The sequence below is a fragment of the Streptomonospora halophila genome (assembly GCF_039542725.1).
GTDB classification, from domain to species: Bacteria; Actinomycetota; Actinomycetes; order Streptosporangiales; family Streptosporangiaceae; genus Streptomonospora; species Streptomonospora halophila.
In genome coordinates this window covers 276,432-297,222 of record NZ_BAABIK010000001.1, presented here as the reverse complement: position 1 = coordinate 297,222, position 20,791 = coordinate 276,432, and the positions used below count along the sequence as shown (strand labels likewise).

Genomic DNA, 20,791 nt, shown 5'->3' with positions numbered 1-20,791 from the left:
GGCGCTGGTCGCCGGCCCCGGTGCCGCCGCCCCCTCCCGCTCGCCGCCGGTCAGCCGTAGTCGGCCTCGACCGCGTTGGAGACGAGCGTGGTGACGGCCTTGAAGCAGCGGATCATCTCAAAGGCCGTCTGCGAGGTGTAGCGGACACGCCGGGCACCGGTCTGCTCGACGCCGGGCACCACCGCCGCGGCGCCGGCCAGGTGGGCGGCGTCCAGCTCGACCTCGACGGTCAGGGGCCCGCTGGCGGCGGGCGCGGTGCGCCCGGCCTCGGCCGCCGCGGCCTCCGCCGCGTCGGCGATGTCGTCGGCGGTGGCGCCCGGCGGGCGGCACAGCGCGGCGTAGCGCGAGACGTAGCGCTTGACCGCCACGGTGTGCGCGTCGGGCGCGTAGGCCGCGGCGTCGACGCAGGCCCGGTCGTCGCCGGTGACCAGCAGCACCGGCACGCCGTACTCGGCGGCGACGCAGGAGTTGAGCCGGCCCTCGTCGGCGGGCTCGCCGTCCAGCCACACGCCCGTGATGGAGTTGGGCAGGTAGGTGTGGGCGAGCACTCCTTCGGCGCCGGCGCCGCTGTGGTAGCCGAGGAAGGCGACCCCGTCGACGTCGCCGTGCTGGATTCCCTCGACCATGGACAGGTCCTTGTGGCGGCCCGTGATCATGGCGGCCCGCTCGTCGAGCCGCTCCAGCAGCAGGTTGCGCATCGTCGCGTGCGCCTCGTTGACGACCACCTCGCGCGCGCCGCCGGCGAAGAACCCGGAGATCGCGGCGTTGACGTCCGAGGTGAACATGGCCCGGCAGCGCTGCCACTGCTCGGTTCCCGGCGTGACGTCGGCGGGCCAGGTCACCCCGGTGGCCCCCTCCATGTCGGCCGAGATCAGGATCCGCACCGCGTCGCTCCCCTCGCCTGGCCGCGCCTGCTGTGGTGGTGCGGGCGCTCGGCCCGCGGCGCCCGTTCCTAGGGCAGAGTGAGGATCTCGGCACCCTCGTCGGTAATGACCAGGCTGTGCTCGAACTGGGCGGTGCGCCTGCGGTCGGCGGTGACCGCCGTCCAGCCGTCGTCCCAGACCTCGTAGTCGATCGTGCCCAGAGTGATCATCGGCTCGATGGTGAAGGTCATGCCGGGCTCCATGACCGTGTCGGCCCGCGGGTCGTCGTAGTGGGGCACCACCAGGCCGGAGTGGAACTCCGGGCCGACGCCGTGCCCGGTGAAGTCGCGGACGACGCCGTAGCCGAAGCGCTTGGCGTAGGACTCGATCACCCGGCCGACGACGCTGAGCCGCCTGCCCGGGCGGCACGCCTTGATGGCGCGCATCGTGGCCTCGCGGGTGCGCTCGACCAGCAGCCGGGACTCCTCGTCGACGTCGCCCGCCAGGAAGGTGGCGTTGGTGTCGCCGTGCACCCCGTGGATGTAGGCGGTGATGTCGATGTTGACGATGTCGCCGTCGGAGACGACGGTGTCGTCGGGGATGCCGTGGCAGATGACCTCGTTGAGTGAGGAGCACAGCGATTTGGGGTAGCCCTTGTACCCGAGGGTGCTGGGGTAGGCGCCGTGGTCGCAGAGGAACTCGTGGCCGACGCGGTCCAGCTCGTCGGTGGTCACACCGGGGACCACGTGCTCGCCGACCTCGCGCAGCGCCCGGGCCGCGATGCGCCCGGCCTCGCGCATGGCCTCGATCGTCTCGGGCGTCTGCACGTCGCCGAGCACGCCCTCCTCGGGGCGCTTCTTGCCGACGTACTCCGGACGCGCGATGGCGGAGGGGACCGAACGGGGCGGCGAGATACGCCCGGGAACCAGCGGAGTAGTCATGTCAGCGCATTCTAGTTCTTAGGGGACCCGCGGCGATCCGCGTCGGGACACCGACACGCGGGTAAGAGCCGGGGAACAGGCAACGAGAAGCCGGACGAATCAGCAGGAGCCGACCATGAGCGACCGGGACCACACCACCCCGGATGAGGACCGGCAGTGGTGGTATTGCCTCAGGCACAGCAAGCCCGAGCAGGGGCCCGGGTGCCCGGGCAAGTACCGCCTCGGCCCCTACCCCGACGAGGCCACCGCCGCGGCCGCGCTGAACATCGTCGCCGAGCGCAACGAGTCCTGGGACGAACAGGACCGCGACTGATCCGGGTCCCTCCCCCGACCGGGCCGGCCTCTCCGGCGCCGTGGCGGCCGGCACCGGGCCGTGCGCCCGCCCGTGCCCGCGCGCAGAGCGGCGGCGGGCGGGTCAGTCGAGGATACGCGGACCGCTGACCACGTCGAGGAACCGCGACAGCCGTTCGCGCAGCCCCGGTTTGCGGTCGGCGCCGGGCTGCCCGGCAGCAGTGCTGACCAGGTGCTGCAGCCCTTCGAACGTCAGCGGCTCGCGCTCGGGGCGCAGGCTGATGGACTCGTGGGCCAGCGATGCGAGCTCGCGGTCGCCCTGGTCCAGCGAGAGGATGGTCGCCCCGGTGCGGCGGGCGTCGTCGACGCGCTCCAGCAGCGGGACGGGCGCCTCCTCCTCGGAGTTCACCACGAACAGGGTCTCGCCGCGCCGGGCGTCGGCCAGCCGCTCCAGCCCGATCCGCAGGTGCGGCGGGGCGTCCGGCGGCGGCTGCCAGCGCACCAGGCTGGGCGCGAGCTGGGGCAGGCCGCTGTAGCGGGCCTCGTCGTCCAGATGGGCGGCCAGGTGCCAGGGCTCGTCCTCGGCGGTGCCGACGAGCATGAGGCCGCCGGGGTTGCGGGTGCGGCGGAGCGCTTTGGCGAAGTCCTCGGTCCGCTCCAGCCACGGTGTCGGGGCCAGGAGCTCGCGCAGGAGCGCTACGTGTTGGGCGTCCACGCACCCATGGTGCCTCATCCCGCGCCCGCGCGCCGGTGTTTCCGCCGACGGCGTCCGAACGCGGCGCCGCGCGCCGCCCCATTCGGCCGGGCGTGCGTCGATCGCCCGCTTCGGGGTAGTCGCGGCGGCGGACCCCGAGCGGGGCGGCGAGAGCGCTCGCCGCTCGGCGGGCGGCACGCGTGCCGGGCGGACCCGGTGGCCCGGGCCCACCGCGGCGGAGGGAGGAGCATGGCTGCCGGCGCAGAGAGGGCGGTGTGGGACCGGACCCCGGCCCTGCTGCTCGACCCCTACCGGTTCATCTCGCGCCGCTGCCGGCGGCGGGGCACCGACGCGTTCACGACCCGGCTCATGCTGGAGCCGGCCGTGTGCGTCACCGGCCCGGAGGCGGCGGCGGTCTTCACCGACACGGGCCACTTCACCCGCAGCGGTGCAGTGCCCCCGCGCATCACCAAGACGATCTTCGGCCGCGGCGGCGTCCAGGGCCTGGACGGCGAAGCCCACCGCCACCGCAAGCGCCTGTTCGTCTCGCTCATGTCGCCGCAGCGGGTCGCCGAACTGGCGGCGCTGGTCGAGCGGGGGTTCGACCGCGCGGCGGCCGACTGGCCGGGGCGCGGCCGCGTCGTCCTCTACGACGAGTTCCGCGCGGTGCTCACGCGCGCGGTGTGCACCTGGGCGGGGGTGCCGCTGGAGCCGGCCGACGCGCCGAAGCGCACCTCCCAGCTCACCGCCCTCTACGACGGCGCGGGCCGGATCGGGCCGCGCCATTTGCGCTCCCGGCGAGCGCGGCGCGCGGCCGACCGGTGGGCCGGCGACGTCGTCCGCCGCATCCGCGCGGGCCGCATCGCGCCGCCGGAGGACACCGCGGCCCATGCCGCGGCCTGGCACCGCGATCCCGACGGCGCCCTGCTGGACGAGCACACCGCGGCGGTCGAACTGCTCAATGTGCTGCGGCCGGTCGTGGCGGTGGCGGTCTACCTCGCCTTCGCCGCGCACGCGCTGCACCGCGACCCCCGCTGCGCCGAGGAGATCGCCGCGGAGGACGACGGCGGCGGCGCGGGCGGCTCCGGCGATCCGGCGCCCTCGCGGCTGTTCGCCCAGGAGGTGCGGCGCTACTACCCGTTCTTCCCGTTCGTGGCGGCCCGCGCCCGCCACGACATGGTGCTGCGGGGCCGGCGCATCCCGCGCGGCCGGCGCGTGCTGCTCGACCTCTACGGCACGGACCACGACCCCCGGGTGTGGCGCGAGCCCGAAGCGTTCTGGCCCGAGCGCTTCCGCGACCGGATGCCGACGCCCTACGACCTCGTACCCCAGGGCGCCGGCGACCCGAACACCCACCACCGCTGCCCCGGCGAGCCGGTGACGGTGGCGCTCATCGCCGCGGTCGCCCGCCGCCTGGCCCGCCTGGACTACGAGGTTCCCGAACAGGACGCCGAGGTGGACATGCGGCGGCTGCCGGCCCTGCCCAGGAGCGGGTTCGTCGTCCGGGTGCCCGGCTTCTGACCCGGCCCACTCCCGCGGCGGACTCAGCCGGCCGGCTCGGCCTCGTGCGCGTGCGCCCAGTGGCAGGCGACCTGCGCGGCGGCGCCGGAGCCGCCCAGCATGCCGGGGTCCTCGCTGCGGCAGCGCTCGGCGACTCCCGCCGCCTGCGCGGCGCCCGAGGCCAGGACCGGGCAGCGCACGTGGAAGCGGCAGCCGCCGGGGATGCGGGTCGGGTCGGGCGGCTCGCCCGCGAGGATCTGCGGCTCTGCGGCGCCCGACTCGGGCAGCACCGACAGCAGCGCCTGCGTGTAGGGGTGGCGCGGCGCGGCGAGCACCTCCTCGACGCTGCCGGTCTCGACCACCCGCCCCAGGTACATCACGGCGGCGCGGTCGGCGATGTTCCAGGCCAGTCCCAGGTCGTGGGTGACGACCAACGCCGCCAGGCCGTGGTCGTCGCGCAGGCGCAGCAGCAGCTGCAGGATCTCGCCGCGCACCGACGCGTCCAGCGAGGCCACGGGCTCGTCGGCGACGATGACCTCGGGCTGCAGGACCAGCGCGCCGGCGATGGCGACACGCTGGCGCTGCCCGCCGGACAGCTCGTGCGGGTAGCGCAGGAAGAAGCGCTCCGGCGGACGCAGCCCGGCGCGCGCGAGCGCCTTCGCGACGTGCTCCTCCTCGTCGGCGGTGCTGCCGCTGTGGATGCGCCGGCCTTCGGCGACCGCCTCGTAGACGGTGTGCCGCGGGTTCAGCGCGCCGGTGGGGTCCTGCAGCACGAGCTGCACGCGCCTGCGGACCTCCTTCAGCTCGCGCGGCCGGTACCCCAGCCCCAGGCCGTGGAAGGCCACGCGGCCGGCCGAAGGCCGCACCAGCCCGAGCAGGGCGCGGGCCAGCGTGGACTTGCCGCACCCGGACTCGCCCACCAGAGCGACGATCTCGCCGGCGCCGATCTCCAGGTCGACACCGTCGACGGCGCGCGCCGTGCTGCGGCCCGTGCGCCCGGTGAAGGCGACCTCCAGCCCTTCGGCCGCCAGCACCGGGACGGCGGCCTCGGTGCCGCCGGGGGCGTCGGCTTCAGAACTCATCCCGTCTCCTCACTCACCCGTCGTCTCCGAGGCGCGGTCGCGGCCGGGCGGCGGCCGAGTGTCCTGCTCGGGTGGGAGCACCTGCACGCAGGCGGCGGTGCGGCCCGGGCCGGCCGGCCAGAGCACAGGGTCGACCTCGGAGCAGCGCTCCTGGACCTCGGGGCAGCGGGGGCGGAACGAGCAGCCCGAGGGCAGCTCCGCGGGGTCGGGCGGGTCGCCGGGCAGCCCCCGCGGTGCGCGGCGCGACGCCGGGTCGCCCACGCGGGGGAAGGCGGCGCTCAGCGCGGCGCCGTAGGGGTGGCGCGCCGCGGCGAAGACCTCGTCCGCGGGCCCCTCCTCGACGATGCGCCCGGCGTACATGACGGCGAGCCGGTCGCAGGTCTCGGCGAGCACCGAGAGGTCGTGGCTGATCATCAGCATGCTGATGTCCCGGCCGGTGACCAGCTCGTCGATGAGCCGCAGGATCTGCGCCTGGATCATGACGTCCAGGGCGGTGGTGGGCTCGTCGGCGATGATCAGCCGCGGCCGGCAGGCCAGCGCCATCGCGATCATGGCGCGCTGGCGCTGGCCGCCGGAGAGCTCGTGCGGATACGAGCGCTCGCGCCAGGCGGGCAGGCCGACCTGCTCCAGCAGCTCGACGACCTGCGAGCGCGCCTGGGCGGGTGCGGCGCCGCCGTGCACCAGCAGCGGTTCGGCGATCTGGTCGCCGACGCGCTGGACGGGGTTGAGCGAGTGCATCGCGCCCTGGAACACGATCGAGGCTCCGGCCCAGCGCACGGCGCGCAGCCGGCCCCAGCGCATGTCCAGCACGTCCTCGCCGTCCAGCAGCACCCGCCCGCTGATGCGCGCCGAGCGGGGCAGCAGCCGCAGCAGCGCCAGCGCCACAGTGGACTTGCCGCAGCCCGACTCCCCGGCGACGCCGAGCTTGCTGCCCGGTTCCAAGTCGAAGGAGACGCCGCGCACGGCGGGGATCTCGCCGCCGCCGGCGCGGTAGGACACGGAGAGGCCGTCGACCTCAAGGCAGCGGTCGGGGCCGGGGCGGTCCGCCGCGTCCGCGGGTTCGGGCGCCGGGGTGTCCGGGCGATGCTCGGTCGGGTTCATCGGCGCTCCCGCAGCCGGGGGTTGAGCACGCCCTCCAGGGCGCGCCCGCACATGGTGAACGACAGTGCGACGGCGGCGATGGCCACTCCCGGCGGGATCATGTACCACCAGATGCCCGAGCTGATGGCGCCGGCGGTGCGCGCCTCCTGGATGATGCCGCCCCAGGAGACGGTGCCCGGGTCGCCCAGCCCGAGGAAGGCCAGCGTCGCCTCCATCAGGATCGCCTCGGCCACCAGCAGCGTGGTCTGGGCCAGCACGACCGGAAGGACGTTGGGCAGCACGTGGCGCAGCATGACATGGGCGTGGCCGCCGCCCAGGGCGCGCGCCCGCTCGATGAAGGGCCGCGCCTCGACGGCGAGGGTCTGGGCCCGCACGACGCGCGCGGTGGTGGGCCAGGCGGTGACCCCGATGGCGATGATGATGGTCAGCGTGCTGCGGGTCATCACGGCCGCTAGCGCCACCGCCATGACGAGGGCGGGCAGCACGGCGAACCAGTCGGTGACGCGCATCAGCACGTTGCCCGGCCATCCGCCGAAGTGGCCGGCGACGACCCCGATGAGGGTGCCCAGGGCCACCGACACGAACGCGGCCAGAAACCCCACGGTCAGCGAGATCCGCGCGCCCCACACCACCAGGTCCAGCACGGAGCGGCCGAACGCGTCGGTGCCCAGCGGGTACCCGGGTCCGGGCGGCTGGAACCGGCCGCCCTCGGCCTCGGTGAGGCTGAGCGCGTCCGCGTCGATGAACAGCGGAGCGGCGAGCGCGGCCAGCCCGATCAGCGCCAGCACGGCGAGGCCGGCCATGCCGCCGCGGTTTCCGGCGAAGGCGCGGGCGTAGCCGGCCAGGGCACGGCGCCGGCGGGTCCAGGCCAGCGCGGCGCGGCTCATGTCCGCACCCGGGGGTCCAGCAGCGGATAGACCAGGTCGGCCAGCAGGTTCATCACGATCACCGAGCCCGCGAAGACGACGAACAGCGCTTGGACGATGGGCAGGTCGGGCACCCGGAGTCCGGAGTAGAACAGCGAGCCCAGTCCCGGCCAGGCGAACACGGTCTCGATCAGGATCACGCCGGAGACCACGCGGCCCAGGTTCAGGAAGATGAGGGTGACCGTGGGCAGCAGCGCGTTGGGCACGGCGTGGCGCCGCAGCACCACGGAGTCGCGCAGGCCCTTGGCGCGGGCGGTCGTCAGGTAGTCCGATCCCATCTCGTCCAGGACCGACGAGCGCATGATCATCATGTACTGGGCGTAGACGACGGCGACCATGGTGGCCACGGGCAGCACCATGTGGTGGCCCACGTCCAGCGCGACGGCGAACGCGCCCTCGACACCGGGGCTGGACATCCCGCTGGTGGGGAACAGGCCGGCGCCTGAGGCCAGCAGCACGATCAGCAGCAGTCCCAGCCAGAAGGAGGGCACCGACCACAGGGTCAGCGCGACGCCGGTGTCGACGCGGTCCATCAGCGAGCCGCGCCGCCACCCCGCACGGGTGCCCAGCACGAGCCCCAGGATCGCGGCGATGACGGTGCCGGTGCCCGCCAGCAGCAGGGTGGGACCGATCCGTTCGGCGATCAGGTCGGCGACGGGCACGCGGTACTGGTAGGACATGCCGAAGTCCAGGGTGAGCATGCCCAGGCAGTAGTCGGCGAACTGCTGCGGCAGCGGCTGGTCGAGGCCGAAGTCGCGGCGCATCGCCTCCAGCTGATCGACGCTGACCGAGCGCCCCTGGGTCAGGGCGGCCACGGGGTCGCCGGGCAGCACCCGGAACAGGAAGAAGCTGGTGACCATGACCGCCAGCAGCGAGACCAGTGCGGTCAGCACGCGCCCGCCCAGGTAGCGCACCGCCGGGTGCAGGCCCGGGCGGCCGCGGCGGGTCCGGGTACCCGCCGCGGGCCGTCCGGTTCCGGCCTTCTCGGTGGCTGCCACGGCTACTCGCGGTCCCCGGCGGTGGCGGCGCGGCGGCGGAGGAAATAGACGCCCCCGCCCAGGGCCACCAGGACCACGGCGCCCAGGCCCGCCAGCGCCCAGGGGGAGACGGCGGCGCCGGCCCGGGAGTCGGCTGCGGGCACCGCCGAGCTCCACGACCAGTGGCCGTCCTGGCCCCAGATGTTGCCGCCGGGGTCGGGCTGGACCTGGATGGAGGCGATCTGGTCGGACCGGTAGGCCTCCAGGGTGTCGGCGTAGGTCAGCACGTTGACCACCGCCTCCTCGTACAGGATCTCCTGCATCTTCTTGACCGTGGCGGCGCGGCCCTCGGGGTCGTCGTAGGCGGCCAGCTGCTGCTCGTAGAGGCGGTCGTAGTCCTTGTCGCAGAAGTAGGCGTCGCTGCGCATGGTCCCGGGCTCGGTCGGCAGCGCCCCGCAGGTGTGGATGCCCAGCACGTAGTCGGGGTCGGGGTTGACCGTCCACCCGGTGAAGATCAGGTCGTACTCGCCGCTGTAGAGGGCGTCGCTGAGCACGCCGGGGTCGACGGTGCGGTTGTCGACCTCGATGCCGATGTCGGCCAGCCGCTCCACCAGCAGCTTGCCCATGGCGACGTAGTCGGGCCGGTCGTTGTGGACGTGCATGCGCAGCTTGAGCGGGTCGCCGCCGGGCGAGACGCGCACGCCGTTGCCGCCCCGCTCGTAGCCGGCCTCGTCCAGCATCTCGTTGGCCGCGCCGGGGTCGAAGTCCAGGCGCTGGGAGGCGTCGGGCGTCCAGTGGTAGGTGTCGTAGCGGGCCGGGACGTAGCCGCCGGCGGCCTCGGCGTAGCCGCCGTAGACGGACTCGACGATCTCGTCCTTGTCGATCGCGCGCATGATGGCGCGGCGCAGCACCCGGTCCTCAAGGGCGGGGTGGCCGTCGCCGAACTCCTCGCCGTCCTGGGTGCGCGCGCCCGGGTTGATGGTGAAGCCCTGGAACCGCTTGCCGCTGGCTGTGTTGACCGTGATGTTCTCGGTGCCCTTGAGCGCGTCCGCCTGGGCGGGGGTGAGCCCGCTGACGAAGGACACCTCGCCCGCACGCAGCGCCTCGACCTGGGCGTCGCGCTCGGGCATGTAGCGGAAGACCAGCCGGTCGAACTTCGGCGGGTCGCGCCAGTAGTCCTCGTTGGCCTCCAGGGTGATCGACTGGTTGGGCTTGTGGCCGGTGATGACGAAGGGGCCGCTGCCGACGACCGGGAACTCGTCGTTGTCGAACGAGGAGTAGTCGCCGACGTCCTTCCAGATGTGCTTGGGCACGATCGGGACGTCCAGGGCCAGCATGGTGGCCTGGGGCTCCTTCAGCGTGATCTTCAGGGTGGTGGCGTCGACGGCCTCCACGCTCTCGAAGTTGGCCACGAAGTTGCCGTTGGCGGTGGCGGCGCCCTCGTCCTCCATCATCGTGGTGAAGGTCCAGGCGGCGTCCTCGGCGGTCAGCGGCTCGCCGTCGCTCCAGGTGGCGCCGTCGCGGATGGTGTAGGTCCAGGTCAGGCCGTCGTCGGAGGTCGTCCAGGACTCGGCCAGCCCGGGGATGGGCTCGTTGGTCCGGGGGTCGTAGTTGGTGAGGTAGTCGTAGGCGAGCCGGTGGATGCTGGTGCTGATGAGCCGCTGGGCCAGGAAGGGGCTGAACGAGTCGACCGGCTGGGACGCCGCGATGGTGAGGGTGTCGGCGCCCTCCGCCTCGGCGGCGGCGGGCGGGGCCGCGGTCAGGGCGGGAGCGGTGGCGACGAGCGCCGCGGTCAGGACTGCGGCGGTGCGCCGCGCCGCGCGGCTCTTCGGCGCCCGGGCCGGCGGCCGGGCGGGTTCCTGCTGTCGGGCCATGTGCTGCTCAACCCCTCGGGTTCGCGGTGCGGGGGAAAAGACGGGGTGTACAGGGATCGTGACGCAGGGATCAGTTGGTTGTTTACCAGCATGTACAGAATTGCGTCAACGATTTACCTCGCGAGTGTCACGCGCCGTTCACAATCGTCGGCCCGCGGATCGGCCCCGGTCGCGCACGGGCGCCGGAACCGGACTCCGGACCCAGGGGCACCCGTTCCGCGCACTCCCCCGGGCCCGTTCCCCCGCCCCGAAACCACCCTCGGATTCGCCTGGAATTCCGGCAACCGCTACGGTTTTCGCCCATGATGGGGCACTCGCACGCGCTGAGCGGCATAGTCGGCTGGATGGCGGTCGTTCCTTTCCTGGACGGCCGGGAGGTGCTCGGGGTCAGCTTCGACCTGGGCCCCGGTGAGATCGTCGCCGGCTCGCTGGTCTGCGCGGGTGCCGCGCTGATCCCCGACCTGGACGCCAAGAGCTCCACGATCACCAACACCTACGGCGCCTTCACCCGGGCGCTCAGCGGCATCTTCAACTGGATGTTCGGCGGGCACCGCAACGGCACCCACTCCCTGCTGTTCGCGGTGCTGATGGGCTCGGTGACCCAGGGCCTGGCACTGTGGTCGGAGTTCGCCGTGCAGATCTTCGTGTTCCTGCTGCTGGGCATCGCCTTCAACGGACTGGGCCTGGGCAGCGAGAAGAACAGCATCGCCTCAGCGGTCATCAACGCGATGGCCACGGGCGCCGTCACGCTCGCCCTCTTCACCTCGGGCGTGGACTACTCCTGGATCGGCCTGGCGGTGGCGTTCGGCTGCTTCCTGCACTTCCTCGGCGACATGGCCACCGAGCTCGGCGTGCCGCTGCTGTGGCCTGCCACCAAGTACCGCTTCGGCGAGAAGATCGGCTTCACGACCGACAGCAAGGTCGAGCGCAACCTCGTCACCCCGTCGCTGACCATCGCCATAGTGCTGCTGACGTTCTACCTCTTCCCGTGGCCGGAACTGCTGCCCGAGGTGTGACGGCCGCGGCGGCGGGACAGCCGGGGGCGGCGCGGCTAGAGTGGCGCGCGTGACACGCGCTTCGGAATCCCTGCCCCCTGAACTGCACGCCTACCTGGTGGACCACAGCGCCCCGGTCGACCCCGTGCTCGCCGACCTCGCCGAAGAGACCGCCCGGCTCTACCCCGACCTGACGACCATGCAGATCGGTGCCGAACAGGGCACGTTCATGACACTGCTCGCCCGGATCAGCGGCGCCCGCGACGTGGTGGAGGTCGGCACGTTCACCGGCTACTCCTCCATCTGCATGGCGCGCGGCATCCCCGACGACGGCACGCTGCTCGCACTGGACGTCAGCGAGGAGTGGACCGCGATCGCGCGCCGCTACTGGGCGCGCGACGGCGTCGCGCACAAGGTGGACCTGCGCATCGGGCCGGCGCTGGAGAGCCTGCGCGCGCTGCCCGAGCAGCGGCGCTTCGACCTGGCCTTCATCGACGCCGACAAGGACGGCTACATCGGCTACTGGGAGGAGCTGGTGCCGCGGATGCGCCCCGGGGGCGTGCTCCTGGTCGACAACACCCTCTCCCACGGGCGGGTCATCGACCCGGCCGAGGACTCCGCGCAGGTGCAGGGCATCCGCGACTTCAACGACCGCGCGCTGGCCGACGACCGCGTCGAGCTCGTGCTGCTGCCGATCGGCGACGGCCTGACCCTGGCGCGCAAGCGCGCCTGAGCGGTCCCGAAGAGCCGCGGGACGGGCGGTGCGCCGCCCGTCCACAGGTCATCGCGATCCACTGCGGAACCACGCCCGCCTCCAGTACTCTGCCGGAACATGCGCCTCTTGCACACCTCCGACTGGCATCTGGGACGCTCCTTCCACCGCGAGAACCTCCTCGACTCCCAGGCGGCGTTCGTCGACCACCTCATCGACACCGTCCGCCGGGAGCGCATCGACGTCGTCGCGGTCGCGGGCGACCTCTACGACCGCGCCCTGCCCCCGGTCGAGGCTGTGCGCCTGCTCGACGAGGCGCTGGGACGCATCCGCGACACCGGCGCGCGGGCTGTGCTCATCAGCGGCAACCACGACTCCATGGTCCGGCTGAGCTACGCGACCGGCCTCATCGACGCTGCGGGCATCCACCTGCGCGCCTCGCTGGAGGACGTCGGCTCGCCGGTGCTGATCGACGACGAGCACGGTCCGGTCGCCTTCTACGGCATCCCCTACCTGGAGCCCGAGATCGCCCGGCCGCACTGGGGCCTGCAGCGGCGCGGCCACACCGCGGTGCTCGGCCACGCCATGGACCTGGTGCGCGCCGACCTCGCGTCGCGGCCCGCCGGCACCCGCTCGGTGGTGCTCTCCCACGCCTTTGTCAGCGGCGGCGCGCCCTCCGACAGCGAGCGCGACATCTCCGTCGGCGGCGCCTCCCACGTGCCGCTGACGGTGTTCGACGGCGTCGACTACACCGCGCTGGGCCACCTGCACGGCCGCCAGACCATGGCCGGGTCGGTGCGCTACTCCGGTTCGCCGCTGGCCTACTCGTTCTCCGAGGAGCACCAGGTCAAAGGGTGCTGGATCCTCGACATCGGGCCCTCGGGCGCCGTGGCCGCGGAGTTCGCCCCCGCACCGGTGCCGCGCCCGGTCGCCCGCATCAGCGGCCGCATCGACGACCTGCTCACCGCCGACCGCTGGGAGCACTACACCGGCCACTGGCTGCAGGTCACCCTCACCGACCCGCTGCGCCCGGCCTTTCCCATGGACCGGCTGCGCGAGCGGTTCCCGCACGCCCTGGTGCTGGACTTCGCCCCCGACGACCGGCCGCCTGCGGACGACCGCAGCTGGTCGCGGCGGACCGCCGACCGCTCCGACTCCGAGCTGGTGCTGGACTTCGTCGACTGGGCGCGGGGCGCGCCCGCCACCGGCGAGGAGCACGACCTCGTCGCCGCCGCGCTGGAGGACGTCCGCATCGGGGAGGCCGCCCGCTGATGCGCCTGCACAAGCTCACCGTCTGCGCCTTCGGCCCTTTCGCCGGGACCGAGACCGTCGAATTCGACCGCCTCGGCGACGGCGGCCTCTTCCTCATCCACGGGCCCACCGGCGCCGGCAAGACCTCGGTGCTGGACGCCGTGTGCTTCGCGCTCTACGGCCGCGTGCCGGGGGTGCGCGAGGCCGCGCGCTCGCCCCGCAGCAACCACGCCTCCCCCGGCGCGGCGCCCGAGGTCACCTTGGAGCTCACCGTGCGCGGGCGCCGCCTGCACTTCCTGCGCCGGCCCGCCTGGCAGCGGCCGAAGAAGCGCGGCAGCGGCACCACCGAGGAGAAGGCCAAGGCCGTCGTCACCGAACTGGACGAGGGCACCTGGCGCGGGCTGACCAACCGGCCCGACGAGGCCGGCCAGATCGCCCGCGACGTGCTGGGGTTGTCGCTCGACCAGTTCTGCCAGATCGCGCTGCTGCCCCAGGGCGACTTCGCGCGGTTCCTGCGCGCCAAGGCGCACGAACGGCAGGCGAGCCTCGAACGCATCTTCGCCACCGACGTGTTCACCAAGGTCGAGAAATGGCTGAGCGAGCACGCGCGCGGCCTGGGCCATGAGGCCGGGCGCGCCGAGGCCGCCGTCGGGCAGACCGCCGACCTGGTCGCCGAGGTCGGCCGCTCCGCCCGGCCCGAGGGCGACCTGGAGGGGCTGGCGCCGTGGGCGGCCGAGCTGGCGGCCGTGGCCGCGGGCACGGCCGACGACACCGCCCGGGCGGCAGCGGCCGCCCTGCACGACCGCGACGCCGCGCGCCGCCGCCTGGAGGAGGCCCGCCAGCTGGAGCTCCGGCAGGGGCGCCGCGCCGACGCGCTGCGCCGCCGCGAGGAGCTGGCCGGGCGCGAACCCGAGCGCGAGGAGTGGGCCGCCGAACTGGACGCCGCCGAGCGCGCGGCCGGGGTGATGCCCCTGCTGCGCACCGAGGACCACCGGCGCAGCCAGGTGGAGAAGGCCGAACTGGCCGCGGCCGAGCGGCTCGGCCTCGTTCGCGCGCTGGCGCCCGGAACCGCCGGCGGTGGGGACCGGTCCGGCGCCGACGCCTCGGGCCCCTCCGCCGCCATCGCCGCCGACTCCTCCGACGCCTCCGACTCCGCGGACCCTGCGGGCTCCGCTCGGCGCGAGCCGCTGTCGGCGGCCGAGCGTGCGCGCCGCGACGAGGTCGCCAAGCTGGAGCACCTCCGCGGCGACGCGGAGCGGCTGCGGACCGTGCGCTCGGAGATCGCGGCCGCCGATACCGAGACCGCCGAGGCGCGGCGCCGCGTTGGGGAGTGCCGCGAGCGGGCCGCCGAACTGCCCGAACGGCGCACCCGGGCGGCCGCCGAGCTGGACGCGGCCCGGGGGCGGACCGGATCGCGCGAAAGCGCCGAGGAGGCGCTCGAGCTCGCCCGCACCCGGCAGGACTCGGCCCAGGCTGCGCAGCGGCTCACCGACGAACTGGCACAAGCCGAGGAGCGGCGCCGTTCCCGGGTCGACGCCGCGCAGGCGGCCCGCGACCGGCTGCAGGAGATCCGCCGGTCGCGCATCGAGGGCATGGCCGCCGAACTCGCCGAGGGGCTGGAGGCGGACCGGGCGTGCCCGGTGTGCGGCTCGGCCGAGCACCCGGCCCCCGCCGCGGGGGCCGCCGACCGGCCCTCGCCGGCGGACGAGGAGGCGGCCACCGCGGCCGCCGATGCGGCCGCCGCGGAGCGCAGCACCGCCGAGAACACGGTCGCCGAGCTGACCGCGAAGCTGGACGCCGCCCGGGACACCGCCGGCGGCATGGAGGCCGACGCGGCCGCCGAGCTGCTGGAGCGGCGCCGCGCCGATCTGGAGCGCATCGGCGCAGCGGAGGCCGAGGCCGAGCGGCTCGCCGCGGAGCTGCAGCGGATCGACACCGAGGTCGAGAAGGCGCGCACCGACGAGGCCGAGCTGGTCCGCGGCATCGCCGAGCTGGAGAAGGTCCGCGAAACCAAGGCCGCGGAGGCCGACCGGCTCACCCGCACGCTCGACGACGCCCGGGGCGAGGACGCCGACCTCGCCGCGCGGATCAGCCGGCTGGCCGATGAGGCCGACCTGCTCAAGGAGGCGGTGCAGGCTCTGGACGACCGGTCGGCCGCTGCCGGGGAGCTTCGCGCCGCCGAACGCGAGGCGCGCGCCGCCACAGCCGAGGCCGGGTTCACCGGTGCCCACCGGGTGCGGGCCGCCGAGCGCGGCGACGATGAGCGCCGCCGGCTGCGCGAGCGCATTCGGGCCCACGACGACCAGGCGGCCGCGGTGCGCGCGGTTCTGGACGACGCCGACCTCGCGGCGGCCGGCGCTCTTCCCGCACCGGACGTCGCGGGGCTGTCGGCGGCGGCCGAGAGCGCCGAGGGCGCCGCCGACCACGCGGTGCGCTGGCGCGACCGCTTCGCCGAGCGGGCGGAGCGGCTCACCGAGCTGCGCGCCCGGCTGGAGCACCGGTTGGCGGAGTCCCGCCCCGCCCGCCGCCGGCACAGCGTCGCCGACGGCCTGGCGCGCCTGGCCGCCGGTACCTCCGCCGACAACCGCGAGAGCGTCCGGCTGTCGGCCTACGTGCTCGCCGCCCGGCTGGAGCAGGTGGTGGCCGCGGCCAACGACCGGCTGACGACCATGGCCGGCGCCCGCTACGAGCTGCGCCACACCGTCGACAAGTCCGCGGGCGACCGCTCCCACTCGGGCGGCGGGCTGGGCCTGCGCGTGCTGGACGCCTGGACCGGCCAGGAGCGCGACCCCGCCACCCTCTCGGGCGGCGAGACCTTCGTGGCGTCGCTCGCCCTGGCCCTGGGCCTGGGCGACGTCGCCGCCCAGGAGGCGGGCGGCCACGACATGCACACCCTCTTCATCGACGAGGGCTTCGGCACCTTGGACGAGGAGACCCTGGAGGAGGTGCTCGAGGTCCTCGACTCGCTGCGGGACGGCGGCCGGGCCGTGGGCGTGGTCAGCCACGTGGCCGACCTCCGCACCCGGATCACCACCCGCCTCACGGTGGTCAAGACCCCCACCGGCTCCCGCCTGCAGCAGACGGCCTGACCCCCACCGGTCGGGCAACCGCCGTACCCCGCCCCACCACCGATGCACCGGGGAACCATCGGACCCTCCGCATGCCCCCGCCACCCCGGCCCTCGACTGGAGCGAACACCGCACACTGTTGCGTTTGCTTCACTTGTTTCGGCAATGCGGATACAGGCCAGCTCTACCTCACCCCGAGGCGAGGAGGAACCGTGGCAGTCCTGTCTTCGCACCCTGATTCCACACAGATCGAGGCGGCCGCAGACGCACTCCCCCGGATTCGCCGATACCTGGACGAGCATCCCGAGACCCTGACGACTGTCCCTGTACTCGTCGAGGACAACCAGCAGGAACTTCTCCTACCCCGCTCAGCTGTCGAGCTCCTGGCGGCCGTACTGCACCACATGGCTGCAGGGCGCGGGGTTTCGATCGTGCCGGAACACGCAGAACTGACGACCCAGCAGGCCGCGGACATGCTCAACGTCTCACGACCGCATTTGATCGGGCTTCTCCAGGCTGGAGAGATTGCTTACCGCAAGGTGGGCTCACATCGCAGGGTGCGCGCGGACTCCCTGGTGGAGTACATGCGGAGGGACGACCAGCGCCGCCGCGAAGCCGCCGACGAACTGTCGGCGATGGCTCGGGAGCTGGGCCTGGATTGAAATGCCCTTTGTTGTCTTGTATGACGCCAATGTCCTGTATCCGAGCACTCTGAGGGACTTGCTCCTCAGATTGGCTCAGGCAGGTCTCGTCCAGGCCAAGTGGACCCATCGCATCCTGGACGAGACCTTCAGCAACCTCAAATCGAACCGACCCGAGTTGTCCGAGGAGGCACTCGACCGCACTCGGAAACCGATGATCTGCGCCGTCCGGGACTGCCTCGTCACGGGGTATGAACCCGGGATCGAATCGCTGGATCTTCCAGACCCGGATGATCGGCATGTCCCGGCAGCGGCGATCCGCGCACGTGCTCAGGTCATCGTCACGGAGAACCTACCGGACTTCCCCGCCTCGGCCCTGTCGCAATGGGACATCGAGGCCGAGAGCGCGGACGACTTCGTCCTCGATCGGATTCATCCGCATCGGAAAGAGGTCTGGGCGTGCGCCCAGCAGATCGCCGACTCATGGCGCAGACCACCGGGAACCGTGGCTGACGTGCTCTCGAGCCTTCAGCGAAACGGGCTGCACGGCTCGGTGGCGGAGTTGCAGTCCGATCGACCTTGCGCGGGTTCAGGGCCGGGCCGGCGGCTTGGGGCTCACAGGATCTCCAGCGGGGTGCGGCGGGTCGGCGGCGGGAAGGCCTTGTCGAGGGCGGCGAGCTCGTCGGAGGTGAGCCGGATGTCCAGCGCCTCGGCGTTCTGGCGGGCGTGTGCGGGATCGGCGGCCTTGGGGATCGCCACGACGTCCCCCTCGCGCACCGTCCAGGCCAGGGCGATCTGGGCGGGCTGCACGCCGCGCCCGGCGGCGATCTCGCCCAGCACCGGATCCTGCAGAATCCTGCGGCGCGCGGCGCCGCCCTGGGCCAGCGGCGAGTAGGCCATCACCGGCAGCCCGGGGGCGGTCCCGCGGCACCACGGGAGCAGGTCGTACTCGATGCCGCGCGAGGCCAGGTGGTACAGGACCTGGTCGGTGACGCAGGCCTGGCCCGCGGGGACGCGCCACAGGCGCTCCATCGCCTCGGTGTCGAAGTTGGACACGCCCCAGTGGCGGATCTTGCCCTCGTCGCGGAGCTCCTCCATCACCGCGGCGGTCTCCGACAGGGGTACGGGCCCCTGCCAGTGCAGCAGGTAGACGTCGATGATGTCGGTACCCAGCCGGCTGAGGCTCCGCTCACACGCGGTCTTGGCCCTGCGTCGACCGGCGTTGCTCGGGTAGACCTTGGAGACGAGGACGACCTCCTCGCGACGGCCGGCGACCGCTTCGCCGACCACGCGTTCGGCTCCGCCCTCGCCGTACATTTCCGCGGTGTCGACCAGGGTCATCCCCGCATCGATCCCCGCACGCAGTGCCCGGACCTCGTCGGCGCGCCGGTCCGCCCTTTCACCCATGTGCCAGGTGCCCTGCCCGATCGGCGGCACCCGCTGCGAGGGCCCCAGCGCGATTCCGCGGTCGCCACGTCCCATTTCCGCACTCCCCGCACTCATTCCGCCATCCACCACCGACCGGCCCGCCGCACCGACCGCTCACCGCGCCGACCGCGGCGCCTCCGACCGCTCCGACCGAAGTTCCGGCCGCCTCTTAACGATGGCTTATCCGAAAGGCGCATAACCACCGACATGTTCCCTTCGACGGGCCCTGCCCCTGTCCCCTCCCCCGCTCGCGCACTGCGCGCGGAGGAAGCACCGCGGGTACTGCGATATCCGACCGACTCGCTGCTGCTGGTGGGCGGCATTCCCGGCGCCGGCAAGAGCACGCTGCTCAACCGGCTGTTCGCGCTGGAAGGCACCGAGACCGTGCCGGTTGCGACCCCCGACGGCGCGCGGGTGATCGACTCCCAGCAGGCGCGCAACCGGCTCGCCCGCCGACTGCGCGCACTTCCCTACCCCGTTTGGCGCTGGGCGACGCACCTCCTGCACTACCTGCGCGTGCTGCGGGTCCTGCGCAAGGGCGGCGGGCCGGTCGCGGTGCACGTGACCGCCACGCACCGCGCGGTGCTGCGCCTGCTCGGCCGCTACTGCCGCCACCGCGGGCGGGAGGTCCACCTGCTGCTCATCGACGTCGACCCGGGGGCCGCGCTGGAGGCCCAGATCCGGCGCGGGAGGGCGGTCACCCCGCGCGCCCACCGGCGGCACGTGCGGCGGTGGCACCGCGTGCTCGTCGACTGCGCGGCGGGCGCGGAGGCGGTCGTGCCGGGTGCGCGCTCGCTGCTCCTGCTCGACCGTTCGGCGGCCGCCGAGCTGGCCGAGATCCGTTTCACACCGGGCGCCGCCGGGCCGGGGGACGGCGGGGCGGCACCGCGCACGGTGCCATAATGTGCGGGTGAGCTCCCTGGTCGACATCGCTGTGTTCGGGATCGCGGGCGCCGTCATGCTGGCGGCCCTCGTCGGGCTGCTGCTGGTTGCGGGGCGGTCCGCCGCCGCTCCCGCCAAGGGCGCGCTCGGCGCCGTCTGCGCCGCGCTGCTCCTCGCGGTCCCCGCGCTCGCGGCGGCCCGGACGCTGGGCGGCGATCCTGCGGCGGGCGCGGGACAGGCGTTCCTGGTCGCCTCGGCGGCGGTGGTCGTGGTCTACGCAGCCGGGATGGCGCTGCTGCCCCTGGTGGCGCGGCAGGCCGCGGCCGGACTGGGCGTCGCCGAACCGCGCGGGCTGCGGCTCACGCCGGCCGTGGCGGGCGGCGGCCTGCTGGTGTGCGCCGCGCTGGGCGCCGCCGGCACCGGGATCGCCCTGCTGCTGGCCTGATACGGCTTCGGTCGGAACCGGTCCGACCGGAATCCGCTCCTTCGGGACGGGTGGGGTCGGGCCGGAACCGCGGGCATCGGGTTTCGGCCGCGCGTCCGTGCCGGGACCGCGCCCGGCGCCGACCGGCCGGCGCGCTCATCCCGTCGGCCCGGCCTGCTGCTCGCCGACCTTCTCGCGCACCACCGGGATTACCCTGCCGAGCGCCTCGCGGAACGGCCCGTGCGTGGTGATGTAGGAGAACCCCAGCTCCTCGCGGTTGCCGACGAGCTTGGCCGCGATCTCCTCGGCGGTGCCCACAAGCACGTACGGGCAGTCCAGCACCTTGCGGACGGTGTCGAGGCCGGTCTCGGAGTACCCCTCGACGAGCTCGGCCGCGCTCTTCTCGGCGTCGTCGGTCACCACGACCGCCTGCGCCAGCATGTTGAACTCCAGGGCGTCCGCCCGCTGGCCCGCCTTGGCGCGGACGAAGTCCACCCGGCGCCGCGCCTCGTCCAGGTCGTCCACGCGGAAGGTGCCCATGCGGCGGCCCTTGATCTGGGTGAGGCCGGCGAAGCCCACGATGTCGGCGTGGCGGGCGGCCAGTGCGAGTCCGGCGTCGCCGTTGGCGCCGATCAGCAGCGGAGGACGCGGCACCTGGTGCGGCAGCGGCTCCTGTCCGTCCTCGGCGAACAGCCGGTCCAGCTCGCCGATGCTGCGCTCCAGACGCTCCAGCCGCTCGGCATGGGAGCGCCAGGGGATCCCGGCCGCCTCGAACTCCGATTTCATGTGCCCGGCGCCCAGGCCGAGCTCCAACCGCCCCCCGGAGATCCGGTCCACCGTCGCGGCCTCGCGCGCCAGCAGGGCGGGGTTCCAGAACTCGTTGTTGAGTACGAGGGTGCCGAGCCGGACCCGCGAGGTCGCGGCGGCCGCGGCGGCCAGCAGTGCGAAGGGCGAGGCGGCTCCCAGGTGGTCGGGGACCTGGACGGCGTCGTAGCCCGCCTCCTCGGCGGACCGGCACACCTGCATCCAGCGGTCGATCTCCTGTTGGCGGCTGTTGAAACCGAACCGGAATTTCCTCATGGCTCCGACCCAACCGGAATCGGGCGCTCGGCGCCACCCCGTTGCAAAGGAGGGCGCCGTT

Annotated in this window: 19 protein-coding genes and 1 pseudogene; 10 read left to right on the top strand and 10 right to left on the bottom strand. The window is 73.7% G+C overall.

Translation table 11 applies throughout. The annotated features are described in order from the left end of the window. Positions 1-50: 50 nt before the first annotated feature. Positions 51-884, bottom strand: coding sequence for a M55 family metallopeptidase (locus tag ABEA15_RS01280; RefSeq protein ID WP_345555090.1), 834 nt, complete (start codon positions 882-884; stop codon positions 51-53). 68 nt (positions 885-952) lie between these two features. Beyond that, positions 953-1,804, bottom strand: a complete 852-nt coding sequence (map, locus tag ABEA15_RS01275; protein ID WP_344139585.1) for a type I methionyl aminopeptidase — start codon at positions 1,802-1,804, stop codon at positions 953-955. Between the two features lie 115 nt (positions 1,805-1,919). Here map and ABEA15_RS01270 point away from each other — a divergent pair, with 115 nt between their 5' ends. Then, complete coding sequence (locus tag ABEA15_RS01270) at positions 1,920-2,117, top strand: hypothetical protein (RefSeq protein ID WP_344139588.1); 198 nt, start codon at positions 1,920-1,922, stop codon at positions 2,115-2,117. A 102-nt stretch (positions 2,118-2,219) separates the two neighbouring features. On the opposite strand, the gene ABEA15_RS01265 is transcribed toward ABEA15_RS01270, so the two are convergent. Next, the gene (locus ABEA15_RS01265) at positions 2,220-2,828 is read right to left on the bottom strand and encodes a hypothetical protein (protein ID WP_425579343.1); all 609 of its coding nucleotides are present in this window, start codon (positions 2,826-2,828) and stop codon (positions 2,220-2,222) included. 210 nt (positions 2,829-3,038) lie between these two features. Between ABEA15_RS01265 and ABEA15_RS01260 the strand changes: the two genes are divergently transcribed. Then, entirely contained in the window at positions 3,039-4,310 is a 1,272-nt protein-coding gene (locus ABEA15_RS01260) for a cytochrome P450 (RefSeq protein WP_345555087.1), read from the top strand. A gap of 23 nt (positions 4,311-4,333) precedes the next feature. On the opposite strand, the gene ABEA15_RS01255 is transcribed toward ABEA15_RS01260, so the two are convergent. The 5 genes from ABEA15_RS01255 to ABEA15_RS01235 are packed head-to-tail and all read right to left on the bottom strand — an operon-like array spanning position 4,334 to position 10,249. After that, the gene (locus ABEA15_RS01255; RefSeq protein WP_345555085.1) at positions 4,334-5,371 is read right to left on the bottom strand and encodes an ABC transporter ATP-binding protein; all 1,038 of its coding nucleotides are present in this window, start codon (positions 5,369-5,371) and stop codon (positions 4,334-4,336) included. A gap of 9 nt (positions 5,372-5,380) precedes the next feature. Beyond that, positions 5,381-6,472, bottom strand: coding sequence for an ABC transporter ATP-binding protein (locus ABEA15_RS01250; protein WP_345555083.1), 1,092 nt, complete (start codon positions 6,470-6,472; stop codon positions 5,381-5,383). Further along, entirely contained in the window at positions 6,469-7,359 is an 891-nt protein-coding gene (locus ABEA15_RS01245) for an ABC transporter permease (RefSeq protein WP_344139603.1), read from the bottom strand. The genes ABEA15_RS01250 and ABEA15_RS01245 overlap by 4 nt, the downstream gene beginning before the upstream one ends. Then, entirely contained in the window at positions 7,356-8,396 is a 1,041-nt protein-coding gene (locus ABEA15_RS01240; RefSeq protein WP_345555081.1) for an ABC transporter permease, read from the bottom strand. Before ABEA15_RS01240 ends, ABEA15_RS01245 begins: the two co-directional genes overlap by 4 nt. 2 nt (positions 8,397-8,398) lie before the next feature. Further along, positions 8,399-10,249, bottom strand: a complete 1,851-nt coding sequence (locus ABEA15_RS01235) for an ABC transporter substrate-binding protein (RefSeq protein ID WP_345555079.1) — start codon at positions 10,247-10,249, stop codon at positions 8,399-8,401. Positions 10,250-10,551: 302 nt separating this feature from the next. Here ABEA15_RS01235 and ABEA15_RS01230 point away from each other — a divergent pair, with 302 nt between their 5' ends. The 6 genes and pseudogenes from ABEA15_RS01230 to ABEA15_RS25730 form a co-directional block, all read left to right on the top strand. After that, positions 10,552-11,265 carry a metal-dependent hydrolase gene (locus ABEA15_RS01230; protein WP_344139612.1) on the top strand — a complete coding sequence of 238 codons (714 nt, stop codon included), beginning with the start codon at positions 10,552-10,554 and terminating at the stop codon, positions 11,263-11,265. Between the two features lie 49 nt (positions 11,266-11,314). Next, on the top strand, positions 11,315-11,977 hold the full coding sequence (locus ABEA15_RS01225; protein WP_344139614.1) for an O-methyltransferase: 663 nt from the start codon (positions 11,315-11,317) through the stop codon (positions 11,975-11,977). A 99-nt stretch (positions 11,978-12,076) separates the two neighbouring features. Then, a complete protein-coding gene (locus ABEA15_RS01220; protein WP_345555077.1) occupies positions 12,077-13,228 on the top strand; it encodes an exonuclease SbcCD subunit D in 1,152 nt (383 codons plus the stop codon). Continuing rightward, positions 13,228-16,296, top strand: a complete 3,069-nt coding sequence (locus ABEA15_RS01215; RefSeq protein ID WP_345555075.1) for an AAA family ATPase — start codon at positions 13,228-13,230, stop codon at positions 16,294-16,296. Before ABEA15_RS01220 ends, ABEA15_RS01215 begins: the two co-directional genes overlap by 1 nt. Positions 16,297-16,487: 191 nt before the next feature. Continuing rightward, entirely contained in the window at positions 16,488-16,937 is a 450-nt protein-coding gene (locus ABEA15_RS01210) for a helix-turn-helix domain-containing protein (protein WP_344139622.1), read from the top strand. Position 16,938: 1 nt separating this feature from the next. Beyond that, positions 16,939-17,472 (top strand): annotated as a pseudogene (locus ABEA15_RS25730) (PIN domain-containing protein); the annotation flags it as partial. Positions 17,473-17,531: 59 nt separating this feature from the next. Here ABEA15_RS25730 and ABEA15_RS01200 read toward each other — a convergent pair. Beyond that, positions 17,532-18,398 carry an aldo/keto reductase gene (locus tag ABEA15_RS01200; RefSeq protein ID WP_344139628.1) on the bottom strand — a complete coding sequence of 289 codons (867 nt, stop codon included), beginning with the start codon at positions 18,396-18,398 and terminating at the stop codon, positions 17,532-17,534. A 153-nt stretch (positions 18,399-18,551) separates the two neighbouring features. Here ABEA15_RS01200 and ABEA15_RS01195 point away from each other — a divergent pair, with 153 nt between their 5' ends. Together ABEA15_RS01195 and ABEA15_RS01190 are read left to right on the top strand one after the other, a co-directional pair. Further along, entirely contained in the window at positions 18,552-19,247 is a 696-nt protein-coding gene (locus ABEA15_RS01195; RefSeq protein ID WP_344139631.1) for an AAA family ATPase, read from the top strand. Between the two features lie 7 nt (positions 19,248-19,254). Next, positions 19,255-19,671: a hypothetical protein gene (locus ABEA15_RS01190; RefSeq protein WP_344139634.1), complete on the top strand. Its 417-nt coding sequence runs from the start codon at positions 19,255-19,257 to the stop codon at positions 19,669-19,671. A gap of 135 nt (positions 19,672-19,806) precedes the next feature. Here the strand turns inward: ABEA15_RS01190 and ABEA15_RS01185 are convergent, their stop codons facing one another. After that, positions 19,807-20,730, bottom strand: coding sequence for a TIGR03621 family F420-dependent LLM class oxidoreductase (locus ABEA15_RS01185; protein ID WP_345555072.1), 924 nt, complete (start codon positions 20,728-20,730; stop codon positions 19,807-19,809). Between the last annotated feature and the right edge of the window lie 61 nt (positions 20,731-20,791).

Excerpts from the sequence above, each read along its gene's own strand:
- ABEA15_RS01265 (WP_425579343.1), bottom strand. The coding sequence starts at position 2,828 with ATGAGGCACCATGGGTGCGTGGACGCCCAACACGTAGCGCTCCTGCGC.
- ABEA15_RS01245 (WP_344139603.1), bottom strand. The coding sequence starts at position 7,359 with ATGAGCCGCGCCGCGCTGGCCTGGACCCGCCGGCGCCGTGCCCTGGCC.
- ABEA15_RS01185 (WP_345555072.1), bottom strand. The coding sequence starts at position 20,730 with ATGAGGAAATTCCGGTTCGGTTTCAACAGCCGCCAACAGGAGATCGAC.
- map (WP_344139585.1), bottom strand. The coding sequence starts at position 1,804 with ATGACTACTCCGCTGGTTCCCGGGCGTATCTCGCCGCCCCGTTCGGTC.
- ABEA15_RS01220 (WP_345555077.1), top strand. The coding sequence starts at position 12,077 with ATGCGCCTCTTGCACACCTCCGACTGGCATCTGGGACGCTCCTTCCAC.
- ABEA15_RS01200 (WP_344139628.1), bottom strand. The coding sequence starts at position 18,398 with ATGGGACGTGGCGACCGCGGAATCGCGCTGGGGCCCTCGCAGCGGGTG.
- ABEA15_RS01260 (WP_345555087.1), top strand. The coding sequence starts at position 3,039 with ATGGCTGCCGGCGCAGAGAGGGCGGTGTGGGACCGGACCCCGGCCCTG.
- ABEA15_RS01270 (WP_344139588.1), top strand. The coding sequence starts at position 1,920 with ATGAGCGACCGGGACCACACCACCCCGGATGAGGACCGGCAGTGGTGG.
- ABEA15_RS01250 (WP_345555083.1), bottom strand. The coding sequence starts at position 6,472 with ATGAACCCGACCGAGCATCGCCCGGACACCCCGGCGCCCGAACCCGCG.
- ABEA15_RS01230 (WP_344139612.1), top strand. The coding sequence starts at position 10,552 with ATGATGGGGCACTCGCACGCGCTGAGCGGCATAGTCGGCTGGATGGCG.
- ABEA15_RS01255 (WP_345555085.1), bottom strand. The coding sequence starts at position 5,371 with ATGAGTTCTGAAGCCGACGCCCCCGGCGGCACCGAGGCCGCCGTCCCG.
- ABEA15_RS01195 (WP_344139631.1), top strand. The coding sequence starts at position 18,552 with ATGTTCCCTTCGACGGGCCCTGCCCCTGTCCCCTCCCCCGCTCGCGCA.
- ABEA15_RS01215 (WP_345555075.1), top strand. The coding sequence starts at position 13,228 with ATGCGCCTGCACAAGCTCACCGTCTGCGCCTTCGGCCCTTTCGCCGGG.
- ABEA15_RS01235 (WP_345555079.1), bottom strand. The coding sequence starts at position 10,249 with ATGGCCCGACAGCAGGAACCCGCCCGGCCGCCGGCCCGGGCGCCGAAG.